Raw genomic sequence first — 16640 nt, 5'->3', positions numbered from 1 at the left:
AATCCAGACTGTAGGAGCGAGGCTTGCCCGCGAAGGCGTCGTGTCAGTCGACATGGATTCTGGATGTCAGTCCCATTCGCGAGCAAGCCCGCTCCCACATTGGTTCTCTGCCGGACTCAGGATTTGTGCACGCCCCGATCACCTGCAGGCGCTGTCGAGCGAAGCGCGGCTGCTTCTTTGATCAGGTCAGCGATACGCTCGGCGATCATGATGGTTGGAACGTTGGTGTTGGCGCAGGGAATCGACGGCATCAACGACGCATCGCACACCCGCAGATTGTCGACGCCAATCACCCGGCCATCCGCCAGGGTGACCGCCTGCCGGTCATCAGCCCGGCCCATGCGACAGGTGCCCGAAGGATGCCAGGTGCCCCCGACATTGCTGCGCACAAACCGGGTCAACGCAGCGTCATCCGCCAGCAACTTTTCCAGGGTCACACCCTGGGTGACGAGGCGGTGGATCAGCCAGCCACGCAGCGGCCCGGCGATATCGAGCAACAGGCTCAAAATACCGCGAAGCATGCCGTTGACCAATCCCGGCATCGCGATCCTGGCCACTCGCGGCGAGTAACTCGAGGGGAACACCACGCTGCATTGGCTGGCCAGCCCAGGCGCCGACAAGATACTCGCCCCAAAGCGCAATGCCTGCTTCAAACGCTCCAGATCCCGTGGATCGGAGAGCATGTTGAAATTGACTTCAGGTTCCTGCGCCGGATCGACAGAGCGCAGGCGCAACCGTCCCCGCGAGCAGGATTGGTTGACCCAGAAGAAAATAGTGCCCAGGCGGTAACCCATGGAGTGCCAACCAGAGCGCGAGAGAATGGCACCGTGCATGTCGGTCTCCACCGTGCCGGGCTGCCCCGAAGAAAAACGCACGATGGCCTGCTCGTGATGCTCGTCGGCATAGGGTGTGCGCCCGCCTTTGGTCAACAACGCGGAGACCGCAATGGACGGATGCTCCATCAGGTTGCCACCGACCCCGGGACGGTCGGCGACCAGCGCAATCCCCAGGGCGGCCAGTTCATCCGCGGGGCCGATGCCGCTGCGCAGGAGTATTGCCGGGCTGTGAATCGCGCCGGCGCAAATGATCACTTCACCTGCACACAGCTCCTCGGCAACGCTGTCCTGCCCTATGATCCGGGCACCGATGGCCCGACCTGCGTCGAACAGGACACGGTCCACGGTGCAGTGCGTGCGCAGGGTCAGGTTACTGCGGCGTCGAACCTCATCGGTCAGGTAACAGACGGAGGTGGGGATGCGCTCGCCTTGTTCGCTGACGCCGATCGCGCCGACGTACACCCCATTTTCCCAGACGCCATTCTGATCCGGCTTGCGCGCAAACCCACGCTCGCCCAACGTGGCCATCACCGCTTTGACGAAGGGCGATAGAAGGTTCTCCGGGGTTCTGCGAATCCTTACCGGACCTTGCTGGCCGTGATAAGGCCCCGAAAAATCAGAGTCGGTTTCGAGCTTGAGAAAGTACGGCAGGCACGCCTGCCAGTTCCAGCCTTCGGCGCCCAGCCGCTGCCATTGATCATAATCGGCCGGTGCGCCGCGATTGGTCATCAAGGCATTGATCGCCGAACCGCCACCGAGAATGCGCGCCTGTTCGTAGCGGCGCTCGGCAGCGGATTGACTGCCCATCAGGGCGGTAAGACGCTGCCAGATATTGCCGACATCGAGGTAGGCTCGGCCCGGGTAGCGGCTGCGAATCTCGGGGGGCATGGTCTTCAGGGAAATATCGCGGCCGGCCTCGACCAGGCACACCTGTTTGTCCGGGTCTTCCGAGAGCCGCGCAGCCAGGACACAGCCAGCGGAACCGCCGCCCAGTATGAGATAGTCGATCATGCCGTTGGTTCAGCCCCTAATCAGCGCCGAAAAAATGTCTGGCCGGCTTTCGGCCAGACGAGTTCACTTTCGATCATCCGCTTATTGAACGAATTGGAGCCATCTGTCCTTGGCCGCGATACCGGCCGGCGACGACCACCACTCCTCCGACAACAACGCCTGTTTCGCGGCATTCTCCGGTGAGCTTGGCAGTTTTTTAGCGTGCTCAGCGGTGAGCTTGCCGGTATCGAACGCGGCCGGGTTGCCTGGGCCGTAATCGATGTACAACGGCAAGTTGGCCTGCAAGTCGGGTGACACCGCTTCATTGATGAACTTGACGGCGGTCGCGTAGTTCGGCGCGTTTTTCAGGATGCACAACTGGGTGTTCTGCAGCAGACCGTCGTTGTAGGTGAAGTCCATTTCCGGCTTCTCCTTGTGCACGGCGCCGACGCGGCCGTTCCACATCATCAGCATGTCCACTTCGCCGTCGCTGAGCAGCTGGGCCGACTGCCCGCCGGAGCTCCACCACACGGCGATGTCCGGCTTGATCTGCTTGAGTCGTTTGTACGCCCGGTCGACGTCCAGCGGATACAGCTTGTCCCGAGGCACGCCATCGGAGAGCAACGCCGCTTCGAGTGTGCCCATGGGGTCGTTACGCAAGGCTCGCGTGCCAGGGAAGTCCTTGACGTTCCAGAAATCGGCCCAGCTCTGCGGGACTTTCTTCAAGGCTTTGGTGTTGTAGGCCAGCACCGAGGAGTAGAACTCATAGGCCACCGAATAAGGGGTTCGGTACGCCGCCGGCATTTTCTCCGCGTTGGGAATCTTGCTCAGGTCCAGGGGTTCTATCAGCCCTTCACGACCGCCACGCAGGCAATTAGATGTGGGGGTGTCAATGACATCCCAGATGGGTTTGCCGGTTTCACCCTGGGCTTTGACCATCGGCCAGGCGTCAGGAACGCTGTCCTGCTTGATGGTGATATTCAGCCGCTTGGCGGCAGGGTCGAGGATGGCTTTGGTTTGTGCCTCCTGATAAGCCCCGCCCTGGGAAACGAAAGTAATCTGCTCCGCCACGGCAGGTGCCACGCCGGCCACCGCCAGACACAACGCAGATAAGACTGAACCGGCAAACAAGGTTTTCATGGCCATCATCCTGGAAGTAGATTTAATTCGGCAGATTCAAAAACCTCGACAGAACACCCTGTAATCGTTGACTTGCTCTGGTCTGTTTTTGTTTTTTTACTGAGCGAACGGTTCGACGTTACAAGACGCCCGATACCTTCGACAATGCACGATTAGTTGGGTCGTGCATGACTTCAGGTTATGCACCCAGGCGCCATCAGTGGCAGACCGCGAAAGGCAGGCGCTTGGCCAACTCCTGGGCCAGGTAATGGCTGAATACGGATATGCGCTGGGGGATGTGCCGCCGATGCTGATAGACCGCATAAATATCCCCCGGGGGCGCCTGGTAGTCCTGCAGTACCGCCAGCAAGCGACCGCTTTCCAGGTGTTCCTGGACATCCCAGCGTGAGCGCAAAATCAAGCCGTGACCGGCAAGTGCAAGACTCATTGCCACTTCGCCGTCGTTACTGGACAAGGTGCCGCTGACCTTGTGCGAGAAGTCTTCGCCGTCCTTGTGAAAGCGCCAGATGGCGTAGTCGCTGCCGAACTGGCGCAGCACGATGCAGTTATGCCGCGCCAGGTCGGCGACCTGCTCAAGGGGCGCGGCGTGTTCGAGGTACTTGGGCGAAGCGCAGAGGATTCGCGGATTCTCCAGCAAATGCAGGCCGATCAAACGCGAGTCGGGAGGCGCGCCCATGCACACGCCGATGTCGAACTGATCGTCCAGCAGACCCAGCGGCAGGCTGGTCAACTCGAGGGATATTTCCAGTGCCGGGTGCAGGCGTGCGAAACTCGACACGACCGGTGCCAGGTGGCGCCTGCCGAACCCCAGGGTGCCATTGATTCGCAGCCGCCCCTGCAGTGTCGGCTGTTGACTGGTAAGTGCACTCTCCAGCTCTTCGAGCTGGCGCAGGATCGGCCGCCCTCCCTCCAGGTAAAGCGTCCCTTCGGGGGTGAGCGACAAACGCCGAGTGGTGCGTTGCAGCAACTGGACCCCCAGGCGCTTCTCAAGCTGACTGAGGCGCTTGCTCACCGCGGGCAATGACAAGCCCAACTGGCGTGCCACTTCGGTCAGGCTCCCGCGCGTGGCCACCTGCTGAAAGAAGCTCAAATCGTCGATTACGCTCACGTACTCTTTCCTCAAATCTAATAATGGCTTTCCCGCAAGGCTAATTATTAATCCACAAACACTGCATACACTCCGTGGAGTTATCCATCAATCCCCTGGAGCCAGACCATGAGCAAGCGCAGCCACAAGATCGCGGTGATCCCCGGTGACGGCATCGGCAAGGAAGTCATGCCCGAAGGCGTGCGCGTCATGGACGCTATCGCCAAGACCCACAACCTGGAGCTGCAATGGGACTGGTTCGACTTTGCCAGCGCCGACTACTACATCGAGCACGGCAAGATGATGCCGGACAACTGGTTCGACATCCTCAAGGGTTACGACGCCATTTACTTCGGCGCAGTGGGCTGGCCGGACGTGGTGCCGGATCACATCTCGCTATGGGATTCGCTTCTGCAGTTCCGCCGTGAGTTCGACCAATACGTCAACCTGCGCCCTTGCCGGTTGATGCCCGGGGTGAAATCCCCGTTGGCCAATCGTGAGCCTGGAGATATCGACTTCTATGTCGTCAGGGAAAACACCGAAGGCGAATACTCGAGCGTCGGCGGCAAGATGTTCCCGGGCACCGAGCGTGAGATCGTGCTGCAGGAAACGGTGATGACCCGCATCGGTGTCGATCGCATCCTCAAGTTCGCCTACGAACTGGCGCAAAGCCGGCCGAGAAAACACCTGACCTCCGCGACCAAATCCAACGGCATCGCAATCACCATGCCGTACTGGGACGAACGCGTCGTCGAAATGGGCAAGCGCTTCCCTGACGTCAAGGTCGACAAGTTCCACATCGACATCCTCACCGCCAACTTCGTCCTGCACCCGGACTGGTTCGACGTGGTGGTGGCCAGCAACCTGTTCGGCGACATACTGTCCGACCTCGGCCCCGCCTGCACCGGCACCATCGGCATTGCACCGTCGGCCAACATCAACCCGGAGCGCAACTTCCCGAGCCTGTTCGAACCGGTTCACGGCTCGGCCCCCGACATCGCCGGCAAAGGCATCGCCAACCCGATCGGACAGATCTGGTGCGGCGCCATGATGCTTGAGCACCTGGGCCATTTCGAAGCGGGAGCGGCCGTCCTCACCGCCATCGAAACCGTATTGGCCATGGGTCCCGAAGCAGCGCCACTGACAGCCGACATCGGCGGCACCGGCAATACCGAAGCACTGGGCAAGGCCATCGCAGCCATCTGCTGAACCCATGCATCGCCGCGCATTCTCCCGTTTCGGCCAACGCATACGGGAGATTATTGCGCGGCAACAGGTCATTCTCGGACTACTGATCCCGTTGCCTGCGAGGCCCCATGACCCTGCTGTTCAAAGTCGATAACGATCGCGGCCTGGCCTGGAAAAACCTGTTCCTGCGTCATGCTCCGGACATTGATGTGCGGCTCTGGCCGGACATCGGCGATCCCGACGACATCCGCTACCTGGCGACGTGGCAGCCGCCACCCGATGTCCACCTGTTGCTGCCCAATCTGCAAGCGATATTCGCCACTTCCGCGGGTGTCGATCAGTTCGATCTGAGCTGCCTGCCGCCTCGGGTCCAGGTAGTGCGCATGCTCGACCCCGGTATCGCCCAGGCGATTGTCGAGTACGCCTGCTTCGCGGTCCTTGCCCTGCATCGAAAAATGCCCGGGTACCTGGCTCAACAGCGTCAACAACAGTGGCTGGTGCAGCCCTGGGTCGCGGCGCACCAGCAGCGTGTGGGCGTCATGGGCCTGGGCAATCTTGGGTTGGCCGTCCTGGAGCGTTTGCGCACCTTCGGTTTCAGCCTCAAGGGCTGGGCCCGCTCGGCGAAGCGGATCGAAGCGGTCGAGTGTTTCGCCGGCACTGAACAGTTGCCGCAGTTTCTCGGTCAATGCGACATCCTGATCTGCCTGTTGCCGCTGACCCGGGACACCCGGGGAATTCTCAACGCATCGACCCTCGCCGCCCTGCCCCATGGCGCCAAGCTGGTCAATCTTGGCCGAGGTGCGCACCTGGTCGAAGCCGACTTGCTCCAGGCCCTTAACAGCGGCCACCTGGAGCATGCCGTGCTCGACGTGCTGAATGACGAACCGCCCGCCGCCGACCACCCCTTCTGGCGACACCCGGGCATCTGGTTGACACCTCACATCGGCGCCATGACCCAGCCCGAAACCGCCTTCGAGGTCTTGCTGGCCAATATCCGCCGCCATCAGCAGGGCGAAGCGATGATTGGCCGCATCGAGCGCAGCACGGGCTACTGAATAATCCATCAAGCCGTCAATCGCGAGTGACGTGAACCTTGCCGCTGAAAACTCTGAAACCGTAAGTGTTGTACACGAGCGTCACCGGTATCAGCACGGCGAAACCGATCAGCATGAACAGCTGGCTGGTCGGACTTGAGGCGGCGGCCTGCAACGTCAGGTTCGGTGGAACGATCAGCGGATACAGCGCGGCGATCATCAGGGCGAATGCCAACACGAATATTCCCAATGCCGCGAACAGGGGCAGAGCGTGTCGGCGGCTGCGAAATCCCAGGATGAAGCTGATCAGCAGTGCCATCAGCAAGACTGCGGCCGACAGCCAGATCAGAGGGTCTGACAACCGATGCAGGTAGCGAGCGTCCAAGGTCGCCGTCCAGGCAACCAGCACGATCAGCAGCACCACAGTTACGCTGGCCAGCACCTTCGCCTGACGAGCTGATCGCTGCTGCAGCTCTTCTTCGGTACGCCAGTACAGCCAGCAAGCACCCAGCCACGTGTAGCCCACCACGAGCACCGCGCCACAGTAGAGCGGGAACATGGCCAGCCACTCCCAGCCATCACCACTGTACTGGCCGGCCTGGTTGGGTACGCCCTGTACCAGCGTGCCCAACACCATCCCCTGCGTTCCACCGGCGAGCAGTGAACCCACCAACAGCAAGCCATCGACGCCGCGCTTGAGTCTGTCGCTGCTTGCGTAATCACGAAACTCCAACGCCACCGCTCGAAGAAGCAACGCCAGGAACATCAGGATGAAGGGCAGGTAAAGCGCCGGCAGCAGGATGGCGTAGGCCAGCGGAAACAGTGCGAACAGCCCGCCTCCTCCGAGTACGAGCCAGGTTTCATTGGCATCCCAGATCGGCAAAATGGTCACCGCCATGGCTCGTCGTTGCTGGCCACAGCGGGTCAGGCCCAGCAGTATGCCGACGCCCAGGTCAGTGCCGTCCAACAGTACATAGTTCAACACCGAAAACCCGAGGGCCGCGGCGCATAGCAGTGTCAAGACGTCATTATCGAACATGGCGCATGCCCTCAGGGATCACCCGTCTCGTCGGCCAGGGTTGGCTGCGGCCCAGGCTCGTCCTTGTGCGGTGGCTCACGCAGTATTCGCAGCAGCACCCAGAGGCCAACGCCGAATATCACCAGGTAAACCCCCAGGATCACCCAGGTTGACCCGACCACTTGCTGTCGCGACACCGACGACAGACTGTCCGCCGTACGCAGCAACCCGTAGACGGTGAAGGGTTGGCGGCCCACCTCGGTCACCACCCAACCACTGAGCATCGCGAGAAATCCGGCGGGGGCCATCAGCACACTCCATCGAAGCATCCAGCGCGCTGCGGATAACCGCTGTCGCCAGCGCAGGACCAGACTGGCAATGCCCTGCCCCAGCATCAACAAACCCAGGCCGACCATGATGCGAAAGGCGAAAAACACCACTGCCACCGGAGGGATGTCCTGTGGGGGGAATTCGTCCAGCGCGGCAATGCTGCCACTCAGGTCATGCCGCAGGTAAAGCGATCCTATGCGTGGGATCGCGACCTCCCAATGGTTGCGCCGCTCAGCCATGTCGGGGATGGCGAACAAGCGCAGTGGTTCCCCCTCCCCCGCAGCGGGACGAGTCCAGGAAGCTTCGATGGCGGCGACCTTCTGTGGTTGAACTTCAAGGCTGTGCCGACCATGCAGGTGACCGGCGACGATTTGCAGGGGTGAGCACAGGACAATCGCCCACAGCGCCATCGAGAACTGGAGGCGTGCCCGGGGGTTCTGCGGCGCCTGCAACAATTGCCAGGCGCTGACACCGGCCACCAGCGTAGCGGTGCCAAGAAACGCTGCCAACGTCATGTGCACCAGCCGATAAGGAAACGACGGATTAAAGATGATCGCCCACCAGTCTTCGGCCAGAAAGCGTCCATCGATGTCAATGGTGTAACCGGCAGGCGTCTGCATCCAAGAGTTGGCGGACAGGATCCAGAACGCACTGATCAGCGATCCGGCGGCCACCGCGCAGGTGGCGAAAAAATGAATCCGCGGGCCGACCTTCTTCAAGCCGAAGAGCATGATGCCAAGAAAACCGGCCTCCAGAAAAAACGCGGCCAGCACTTCGTAGAACATCAAGGGGCCGAGGATGTCACCGGCCTGGGTCGAAAGCCGCGACCAGTTGAGCCCGAACTGATACTCCAGAATCAGGCCCGAAGCGGTGCCCACCGCTACGGTGAGGGCAAATACTTTCAGCCAGTACCGATAAACGTCCAGGTAGACCTGTCGCCCACGCCACAGCCAGAGCGCTTCGAGCACCATCAGAAAGTTGGCCAGGCCGATGGTCAGTGCTGCCAGCACAATATGAAAGCTGATGGTGATCGCGAACTGGGCACGCGCCGCCATCAGGGCGGAATCAACGGCGTCCATGCTGTCCACTCAGGGAATAAAGTGCCGACAGGCGCAGGCAATGGTTAGAGGGATAGCTGAAGAGGATGGCGAGCATAGGCATGACACCCGTCCGGACAGTAGTGGTCGGTGGACTCTGTTCGGTGCCAATGATTCCGAACGATCGCTCTGCAGGTTCAGTACCGCCCATCTTGTACACAGGTATCCAATGCGCCGGCTGTCTGCTTTATCGGTCAGCGAGCGGATATTGCTCCAGCTCACCGCGCTTAAGACTAGGGTGAATGAGCAGTCCTATTAATGAGCAGGAGTCCATCGCATGTCTTATGACGCAAGCATCATCAATCGTTTCAAGGATGAAACCGATGGACTGACCGGGGAGTACTGGGTGGAATCCTTGCAGGACGGTACTCCCATACTGATTCGTGAGTTGGCAGAGTCTGATCGGGATCGGGATTTAGCCTTTTTCAACGATCTGGGCAAAGGCAAACCGCATTTTCATTTCCTGGCCTCGTTCAGCAATCTGGTAGAACCCCACGATAAGCTCATGGACATCAATTTGCACAATCGCATGGCCTACCTTGCTCTGGTCTACGAAGGCAACCAGCTCGTTGAAGTTGGCACTGCGCGTTATGGGGCTTACGAAGGCGATGCCCATTGCGAGTTCGCCGTTGCTGTTTGTGACCGCTGGCAACGCCGGGGTGTCGCCACTGCGCTGTTGCAACATTTGATGGACACCGCAACACGCCAGGGCTTCAGCAAGATTTCGTCAATGGATTCGGCGGGAAACGAGGCGATGCACGGTTTGGCCGTCCATATGGGATTTACCAGCAGAAACGATGACCAGCATGGGCCGCAGATTTTTCATGAGTACACCCTGGCGCCCTAGTCTGGAGACGGTCATCCAGATCGATCGACTCCCTCCCCCTCCTTTGCAGCGCCCGACAGCTTCAAACGCGGATTAGCCCTGTTTCGTCCATGCCGCCCATTGTGGTCGATCGCGTTTGCCTGGGGCGTCTGCCGTCGGAAACAGACCTTGCGCTTCTGGCGCTCGGAACCGCCCGCAACTAGGCTTACAAGTCAGCCTCCAGACCCGGGCGTTGCGCCCCTGCACAGGCTCAGGAGCGGGACCGATGAAAGCCAACGCGAATGTTTTGTGCCTGATGTTCACCCTGGCTCTCACCGGCGGGGCTCGTGCCGATGACCCGCCAACGCCGGACGCCCTACCGACGGTCAACCCGCAGGTGATCGATAAACTGGTTGATATGGGCAACTACCTGCGCGGCCTGCCGACGTTTCAGGTAGACGCCGAGGTGTCCCGGGATACGGTTCTGGAGTCTGGCCAGAAGATCAAGACCGAGTCCTTCAATGTCCTGAAAGTGGTGGGTCGCAATCGCCTGTATGCGAAGACCGAAGGCGACGTCCGAACGCGTGAGTTCTTCTACAACGGCAAGAAACTGACCCAATACTCACCGTTCCTCAAGTACTACACCACGATTGATGCACCACCTGAAGTGGCTGATACGCTGCATCTGATAGAAAACCACTACGGGATTCAGGTGCCCATGGAGGACCTGTTTCTGTTTGGCAGCGATCAGGCGCAGATCGACGCCCTGAAAGAGGCGCTGTACGTCGGCCCGTCGACGATCAAGGGGCAACTGTGTGATCACCTGGCCTTTCGCCAGGAAGGTGTTGACTGGCAGTTATGGATCACCCGGTCCGACAAGCCGCTGCCCTGCAAACTGGTGATCACGACCACCAACCAGCCGGGTTTTCCGGAATACAGCGCGGTGTATCGCTGGAACCTGAAGCCTGGCATCAAGGACTCGATCTTCACCTTCGCCCCGGGCAAGGGCGATGTGGCGATTCCCTTGAAAAAAGCCAGTGAGCAGAAAGGGGAATGACATGAACAGGACACTGTCGTGGAGCCTGTGGTTATCGCTCGCCACTACCTCGGTACTGACGCTCAGCCTGGTCACTTATGTCGATGCCCGCCCCCAGCGCGCCCAGGGACAGGCCAGGGCATCGGTCAATCGTGCGCCGGCGCCCACGGCGCAAAGGGCTCAGCGCGTCAACACCGGCAATACCGCGCAAAGGGCTCAGCGCGTCAACACCGGCAATACCGCGCAACGAGCGAACCAGGTCAATGCGGGGAATCGGGTCAACGCCGGCAACCGTGCCAATACCGCTAACACAACGGGCAATCGAACCAACATCAACAACAGTACCCGTAACGTCAACATCGACAACAGCCGCGACGTGGACATCGACGTAGACGGGCGTGGCCGCTATGGCTATGACGATCACTACCATCCGATCGCCGCGGCGGCGGCCGTGACCGCAACGGTCGCGGTGACAGCGGCGGTGGTCGGGTCCATTTTCACACCTGCGCAATTGCCCCCCAGCTGCGTGCAAGTCATCCAGTACAACACCGCTTACATGCAGTGCGGTTCAACCTGGTATCAACCGCAGTATCAGGGCAGCGACGTGACATACATCGTGGTCAATGCGCCGTGAACGCCGCGCCCCTGTCCGAACTCGATGCCGCCCTGCCCGGCCTGGCCCGCAAGATCCGCGTCCTGGATGCCCTGGCCTGGCCGGATGGGGTCGAGGAAATTTTCCTGGAACGGTGGCGCGCCGGACAGCCGGAACTGCCCAAGGTCACGCTGAGCCCGCGCGACCACCATGCCGACATCGCTGCCCTGGAAGCCTTTATCGGTCGCTGCGATGAGGGGCATCCGGCCGGATGTTACCTCGCCATGACGGCGCGCAGTTATGCGACGGCCGGGCGCATGCTGGGTGCCATCGGCACATCGGCCTTTACTCAGTATTCGTCAGCGCTGTATCGGCGCCCGGACTTCTACTACCCACGCCTGAAACTAAGCATGCTGGACGCCGCCCATTTCTTCCTCAAGACCACTGATGCCCTGCTGGGCGGTGCGCAGATTCCAGCGAGCCAGGCCGAAATCCCGGCCGAGGCCTTCGCCGCCTGGATGCAGCCGGAACTGGATCGCTTCTTCGGCCCGAGCCGGGTCACAGTCGTGCTCGATCCGACCCTGGCCGCCAAAGCCATCGCCGGGGTGAGCCGGATCCGCCTGCGTGCCAGCGCCCTGTTCTCGGAACTGGACAAGAATCAGCTATTGCAGCACGAAGCCTTCGTGCATGTCGCCACGGCACAAAATGGCGCGCTGCAACCCAACCTCAAAAGCCTGGGGCTGGGGGCACCACGCACGACCCAGACGCAGGAGGGTATCGCCACGATGGCCGAGCTGTTCACTGGCAGCATGGACATCAACCGTCTGCGCCGCCTCGCCCTGCGGGTGCTCGCGGTCCAGCAGGCCTTGGAAGGCGCCGATTTCATCCAGGTGTTCGAAGGTTTTCTCGCTGCCGGTCAGTCGCAAGAGGAATCATTCCGCTCGACCCAGCGGGTATTCCGCGGCGCCGACCTGCGCGGCGGTTCGGCGTTCACCAAGGATGCCGCCTACCTGACCGGCTTGCTCGGCGTCCATACCTTGCTGCGCATTGCAATCCGCGACAACCGGCCGGAACTGGTGGGCCATCTGTTCGCCGGGCGCCTCAGCCTGGGTGACACCGTACGCCTGGCCCCGCTTTTCGAGTCCGGCTGGCTCCAGGGCCCGGTCCATGTCCCGGACTGGGCCGCCGACCTGCGTCGACTCGCCGCCAACCTGGCTTTCTCCGCCTTTATCGCCCGGATCAAGCTGGATGTGCTCGATCTGGAGGTGCTCATGGCTTTCGCAGACGAGCATGAAGCGGATGCCAGCGCCTGAACCTGTCACCTGAATGCCCCCCGCCATGGGGGGGCGTCAAGGGTATCTAACTCACTATTTTTGAGCGGTGCAGCAAGCGCAGTCATGTGTCGCTTTGCATTGCTTCGTCTGCCTCGAGCCCCCCTACAACTTCAAGAGAATAAAAAATGGCTAAGTATCCCGTCGTTGTCTACGGCGCCAGTGGTTACACCGGCATGCTGATCATGGACTGGCTGATCGATCAGAACATTGCGTTTACCGCCGTGGCGCGCAGTGCCGGGCGCACCCGTGAAATGATGGCGCAGCGGGTGGTGCGACTGGAGTCTGCTACCTACGAGATCATCGAAGTCGACCACACGGTCGAATCGCTTACCCAGGCTTTCCGGGGTGCCAAGGTCGTTTGCAATACCGTGGGCCCCTTCGCCAAATTCGGACTCACCACGGTCGAAGCCGCGCTCAATGCCGGCTGTCACTACCTGGACACCACCGGCGAACAATCGTATGTGCGTAATGTGCGCGATCAGTTTGGCGAACGCTTCGCCCAGGCAGGCCTGCTGGTCTCGCCCTCGTTGGCGTACATGAATACCTTCTCGGAGATCGCCGCGGAACTGGCACTCGAACACCCTGGCATCGACTCCCTGGAAACCTCGGCGTTGTGCCGTGGCCAGCGCGGTGTCGGCGCCGGGGTTACGGTCGGCTCCACGGCTTCGATCTTCGAAATGTACCGTGCCGAGCATTGCTACCTGTGGGACAAGAAACTGGTGGCACACCCGGTCGATGCTTCGTTCCTGATCCCTTCACCGCACTTCATGCAACCGGTGTTCGCCTTGCCATGGGGCGGTACCTCGCTGCCGATCTATTTCGAGAATGATCCGCGCGTGCGTTCTTGCGTTTCCTGCGTCGGCTTCTACGACAACGACGCGATGAAGATGGTCCATTCGCTCAACCAGAAATGGCAAGCCGAATACAAGCATCTTTCGCCTGAAGCTCAGGATGAGGTACTCAAGGACATCGTACAGGCGACAACCCCGGCGATGCCGCCACGGGAGCGCACGACACTGATGCGCACCGTCGACACCGCCATCGGTCGCGGGCAGCTCTCAGCCGTGCGCGCCGAAGTGCTTGGCACCACCGCCTACATTGCCACCGGAGCCTTGCAAGCCGCGGGCGTGATCAAGCTGCTCGACGGCGACACCGCCAAAGTGGGCTTCGCGTCCGGCTCCAAGGCATTCGGTCACCGCTACCTGCTGGGCTTCTGCGAAGAACGCGGTTTGGCTCGCGCCGTTGTCACCAGGCTCTGATCAGCAACCCACGGGCCAATCGCGCCAGTCCGCTGGCGCGATTCGCGCAGTTGGATGGTTTGCAACGGGAAGGTTTTGAGCACTGGGTCAGGCAACCCGCACCGGGTTCGCTCAACCAGACGCCTCGAGAATACCCAGCATGTAGGCGCGGTCCACCACATGCCTGCGGGTGCCTGCATGAAATTTTCCATACAGGTTTTTCAGATGCCACTTCACGGTTTCATCACCGACATTCAGTGCCAGGGCAATCTGTTTGTTCGTCAGGCTGCGTGCCAGTAACTGCAGCACTTCCCGCTCTTTGGGCGTCAGCAGCCGGCTGGGAGAAACACCTGTGGCAACCGGCTCTTGCCGTCGAACCGGAACGGAGGGACTGGTTTGCGACACAGGCGTGTGGGCATCCTTGTGATGGACTTTCTGCGCCCAGGTGGCGAGATCCGGATGGGTATCGTGCAGGATTCGCTGCAGGCCGTAGGTGTCGGCCAGGCTGACCGCTTCCAGCAGACAAGGCAGTCCATCCCCTCCTGAATCCTTGAGTGCCAATGCCTTGAGCAACTTGACCTGAACGATTTCGCGGCCACGCTGCAGGCGCTCGGCAAGCTCGTTTGCCACCGCGAGCACGTCCAGCATGGCCTGCCAGTCGCGCTGGACGAGATAGACATAAGCGTTGCTCAGCCCGGCCAACAGCGCCAATTCCTGTCCCAGCAGACCGCGCTGCTGGCGCGCGACGTCTGGCAGCAACGCATCCAGCCGTTTCCACAGCGTCTGACAGGAATCGCCTCGGTCATGCAGCGCATGCAGGCGGATTTGCTCCCCCAGGGCCACCATGTAAAAGCGTGCGATGCCCCGCTCCTCGCCGAGCGCGAACAAGGCCGTCAGCAAGTCGTGGCCGCGATGCGGCTGCCCCTGCAATGCCGCCAGACGTGCCGCCGTGAGAAATCCCAGCGCAATCGCATCCGGTGACGCCAACCGCTCGACGACATCCAACCGATTGGCGAGTACCGTCGTCGCCTCCTGGATCTCACCGCGTTCCAGAAGCACGGTGGCCAGTCCACAGGCGAGCATGACCGCCACCGAACTGCGCCGGCCGATATCCTGTTCGGCACGCAGCAAGCTCTTGCGAAAAGCGGCTTCGGCCGACGGCATACGCCCTTCGTACAAGTAGGTCATGCCCACGACCCACTCACCATAACCGCGGATGCCATCGAGCCCCGGGGTCCACGCATAGTGCGGCGCACGTTGAAAGATGCGCCGGGCTTTTTCCGGTTGTCCCTGAAACAGCGTTATGCGGGCGACCAGGTTGGCGACGATCGCTTGCAGCTTGATCGAACCGCTGGACAATGTGTCCATCCAGGGGGCGAGCAGTGCCATTGATTCGTCTGGCTGGTCAGCAAAGTAGGCTGCAGCGGCTGCGATCGCCGCCGCTTCGCAGCGCGTTTCGTCATCGGCAGCTGGATCCTGTTCGATGCAGGCGATCAACCTGGCCGCCTCGACATGTCGCTCGCTCATCGCCAGGGCCCAGGCTGCCGCCAGGCACAGACGCGGGCGGTACTCCACTTCCTCGGCAGGCAGCTCTTCGATCCACTCCAGCACCCGGCTGAACTGACCGCGCAACATGACCTCGTAGAGGCATTGTTCGATCATCAGGTAGCCCTGGGTGGCCTGCCCGGCTTGCAAGTATTGGCGCGCCGCCTCCTCGTAGAAGGCATTCGCCTCCAGCCAACTCGCTGCCCGCTCATGGAGGGCCATGCGTTGCGCCTGCGGGAAGGCGCGGAAACGGCTCTGCAAAAACTCCCTGGCCAGGGGATGGAAGCGAACCCAGTCGCTGTCGACCCCTTCGGCGAAAATCGGCGTCGAGGTGCATAACTCATGCAGCAGTTCCCCTGCCCGTTCACTACCGGTCAGCGCGGTACAGAGTGAAGGGTGAATGACTTCCAGCAGGGAGAGGCAGGTAATGAAATCGACTTGTTCTGCCGACAGGCGGGTGACCAGTCTATCGACGAAATAACCCTGGATATCACCGGAACAGGCCGAGAGATCCTCGACGGCGGTTTCCAGATGGGCGCTCTTCTCGATCGCCGCAATCGCCAGTTGCAACCCAAGTGGCCAACCTTCAGTGATTTCATGCAGGCGCAGGCACAGATTGGCGTCGATGCGTGCTCCGAAACGGTTGCTGAGCAACGCAACGGTTTCCTCGACACGGAATCGCAAGGCCTCCACCGCGACCCGGACATAGAGCCCTCGGGCCACAAGGTCAGCAGTGTTAAGGTTCAGGCGACGACGCGAAGACATGATGATGCGCAGGTTGGCCGGGGCATTGTGTAGCAGGTAAGTCAGACAATGGTGGGCGGTGGACTCGGGCAATGCGTCCGCCTCATCGAGGATCATTACGGTCTCGCCGCCGAGGTCGGCCACTTCCGCCAGCCAATGGGTCAACCCTTCCAGCTCGTCGCGACCATGGCCGGCGGATCCCTCACTGGTACTTGCAAAGGACTGCCGGCCGCTGCCCAGGGCCATGGCTGCCGACAACCCAAGGGCAAGGCGGCTGCCATCGTCACGCGCATCCAGGGTCAGCCAGGCTACCACGGCGCCGCGCGACAAAAACTGCCGTCGCCATTGCGCCAATAGCATCGTCTTGCCGAAGCCGGCCGGCCCCTGCACGCTGATCGCCACCTTGTCCGCCAGTTCGGGGGCATCAATGCTCAGTCGATCGCGCAACTGCGCGCCCTTCTGGCTGCGCGGAGGGGTTGTCTTGAGCACCAGTTCAGGCTCTATGCGATCCACGTTGGCGATGCCTCTCTACAATCCGTGCACGGTGTGAAAGAGACCGGGCACGGATGGGTGATGCCACCAATGCCCTACTCGGCTACTTGTTCCAAGGGTAAACGTCGTGCGTA

At 61.1% G+C, this 16640-nt stretch carries 13 protein-coding genes; 7 read left to right on the top strand and 6 right to left on the bottom strand.

The window, feature by feature from the left end; translation table 11 throughout:
- Positions 1-116 precede the first annotated feature (116 nt).
- From ACA041_RS15350 to ACA041_RS15340, 3 genes are all read right to left on the bottom strand, one after another.
- Entirely contained in the window at positions 117-1847 is a 1731-nt protein-coding gene (locus ACA041_RS15350; protein WP_497441896.1) for a GMC family oxidoreductase, read from the bottom strand.
- An 81-nt stretch (positions 1848-1928) separates the two neighbouring features.
- On the bottom strand, positions 1929-2966 hold the full coding sequence (locus tag ACA041_RS15345; protein ID WP_497441895.1) for an ABC transporter substrate-binding protein: 1038 nt from the start codon (positions 2964-2966) through the stop codon (positions 1929-1931).
- A gap of 196 nt (positions 2967-3162) precedes the next feature.
- Positions 3163-4074, bottom strand: a complete 912-nt coding sequence (locus ACA041_RS15340; protein WP_497441894.1) for a LysR family transcriptional regulator — start codon at positions 4072-4074, stop codon at positions 3163-3165.
- Between the two features lie 108 nt (positions 4075-4182).
- On the opposite strand from ACA041_RS15340, the gene ACA041_RS15335 reads away from it, so the two are divergent.
- Positions 4183-5262 carry a tartrate dehydrogenase gene (locus ACA041_RS15335; RefSeq protein ID WP_497441893.1) on the top strand — a complete coding sequence of 360 codons (1080 nt, stop codon included), beginning with the start codon at positions 4183-4185 and terminating at the stop codon, positions 5260-5262.
- Between the two features lie 107 nt (positions 5263-5369).
- Positions 5370-6296, top strand: coding sequence for a 2-hydroxyacid dehydrogenase (locus tag ACA041_RS15330; RefSeq protein WP_497441892.1), 927 nt, complete (start codon positions 5370-5372; stop codon positions 6294-6296).
- Between the two features lie 16 nt (positions 6297-6312).
- On the opposite strand, the gene cydB is transcribed toward ACA041_RS15330, so the two are convergent.
- Positions 6313-7314, bottom strand: coding sequence for a cytochrome d ubiquinol oxidase subunit II (cydB, locus tag ACA041_RS15325; protein WP_497441891.1), 1002 nt, complete (start codon positions 7312-7314; stop codon positions 6313-6315).
- Positions 7315-7325: 11 nt separating this feature from the next.
- Entirely contained in the window at positions 7326-8702 is a 1377-nt protein-coding gene (locus ACA041_RS15320; protein ID WP_497441890.1) for a cytochrome ubiquinol oxidase subunit I, read from the bottom strand.
- Positions 8703-8997: 295 nt separating this feature from the next.
- On the opposite strand from ACA041_RS15320, the gene ACA041_RS15315 reads away from it, so the two are divergent.
- The 5 genes from ACA041_RS15315 (at position 8998) to ACA041_RS15295 (ending at position 13746) form a co-directional block, all read left to right on the top strand.
- Positions 8998-9567, top strand: a complete 570-nt coding sequence (locus tag ACA041_RS15315) for a GNAT family N-acetyltransferase (protein ID WP_497441889.1) — start codon at positions 8998-9000, stop codon at positions 9565-9567.
- A gap of 244 nt (positions 9568-9811) precedes the next feature.
- Positions 9812-10582: a DUF2092 domain-containing protein gene (locus ACA041_RS15310; protein WP_497441888.1), complete on the top strand. Its 771-nt coding sequence runs from the start codon at positions 9812-9814 to the stop codon at positions 10580-10582.
- Between the two features lies 1 nt (position 10583).
- Entirely contained in the window at positions 10584-11195 is a 612-nt protein-coding gene (locus ACA041_RS15305; RefSeq protein ID WP_497441887.1) for a hypothetical protein, read from the top strand.
- Complete coding sequence (locus ACA041_RS15300) at positions 11192-12466, top strand: peptidase MATCAP family protein (RefSeq protein WP_497441886.1); 1275 nt, start codon at positions 11192-11194, stop codon at positions 12464-12466. The genes ACA041_RS15305 and ACA041_RS15300 overlap by 4 nt, the downstream gene beginning before the upstream one ends.
- Before the next feature lie 146 nt (positions 12467-12612).
- Positions 12613-13746 (top strand): saccharopine dehydrogenase family protein, encoded by a 1134-nt coding sequence (locus ACA041_RS15295; RefSeq protein ID WP_497441885.1) that lies wholly within the window; start codon positions 12613-12615, stop codon positions 13744-13746.
- 111 nt (positions 13747-13857) lie between these two features.
- Here ACA041_RS15295 and ACA041_RS15290 read toward each other — a convergent pair whose 3' ends face one another.
- The gene (locus tag ACA041_RS15290; protein ID WP_497441884.1) at positions 13858-16527 is read right to left on the bottom strand and encodes a winged helix-turn-helix domain-containing protein; all 2670 of its coding nucleotides are present in this window, start codon (positions 16525-16527) and stop codon (positions 13858-13860) included.
- Positions 16528-16640 lie beyond the last annotated feature (113 nt).

Source organism: Pseudomonas sp. LBUM1676, assembly GCF_059695605.1.
Note: the sequence above shows the minus strand (reverse complement) of the source record. Positions and strands in the feature narration are given on the sequence as shown.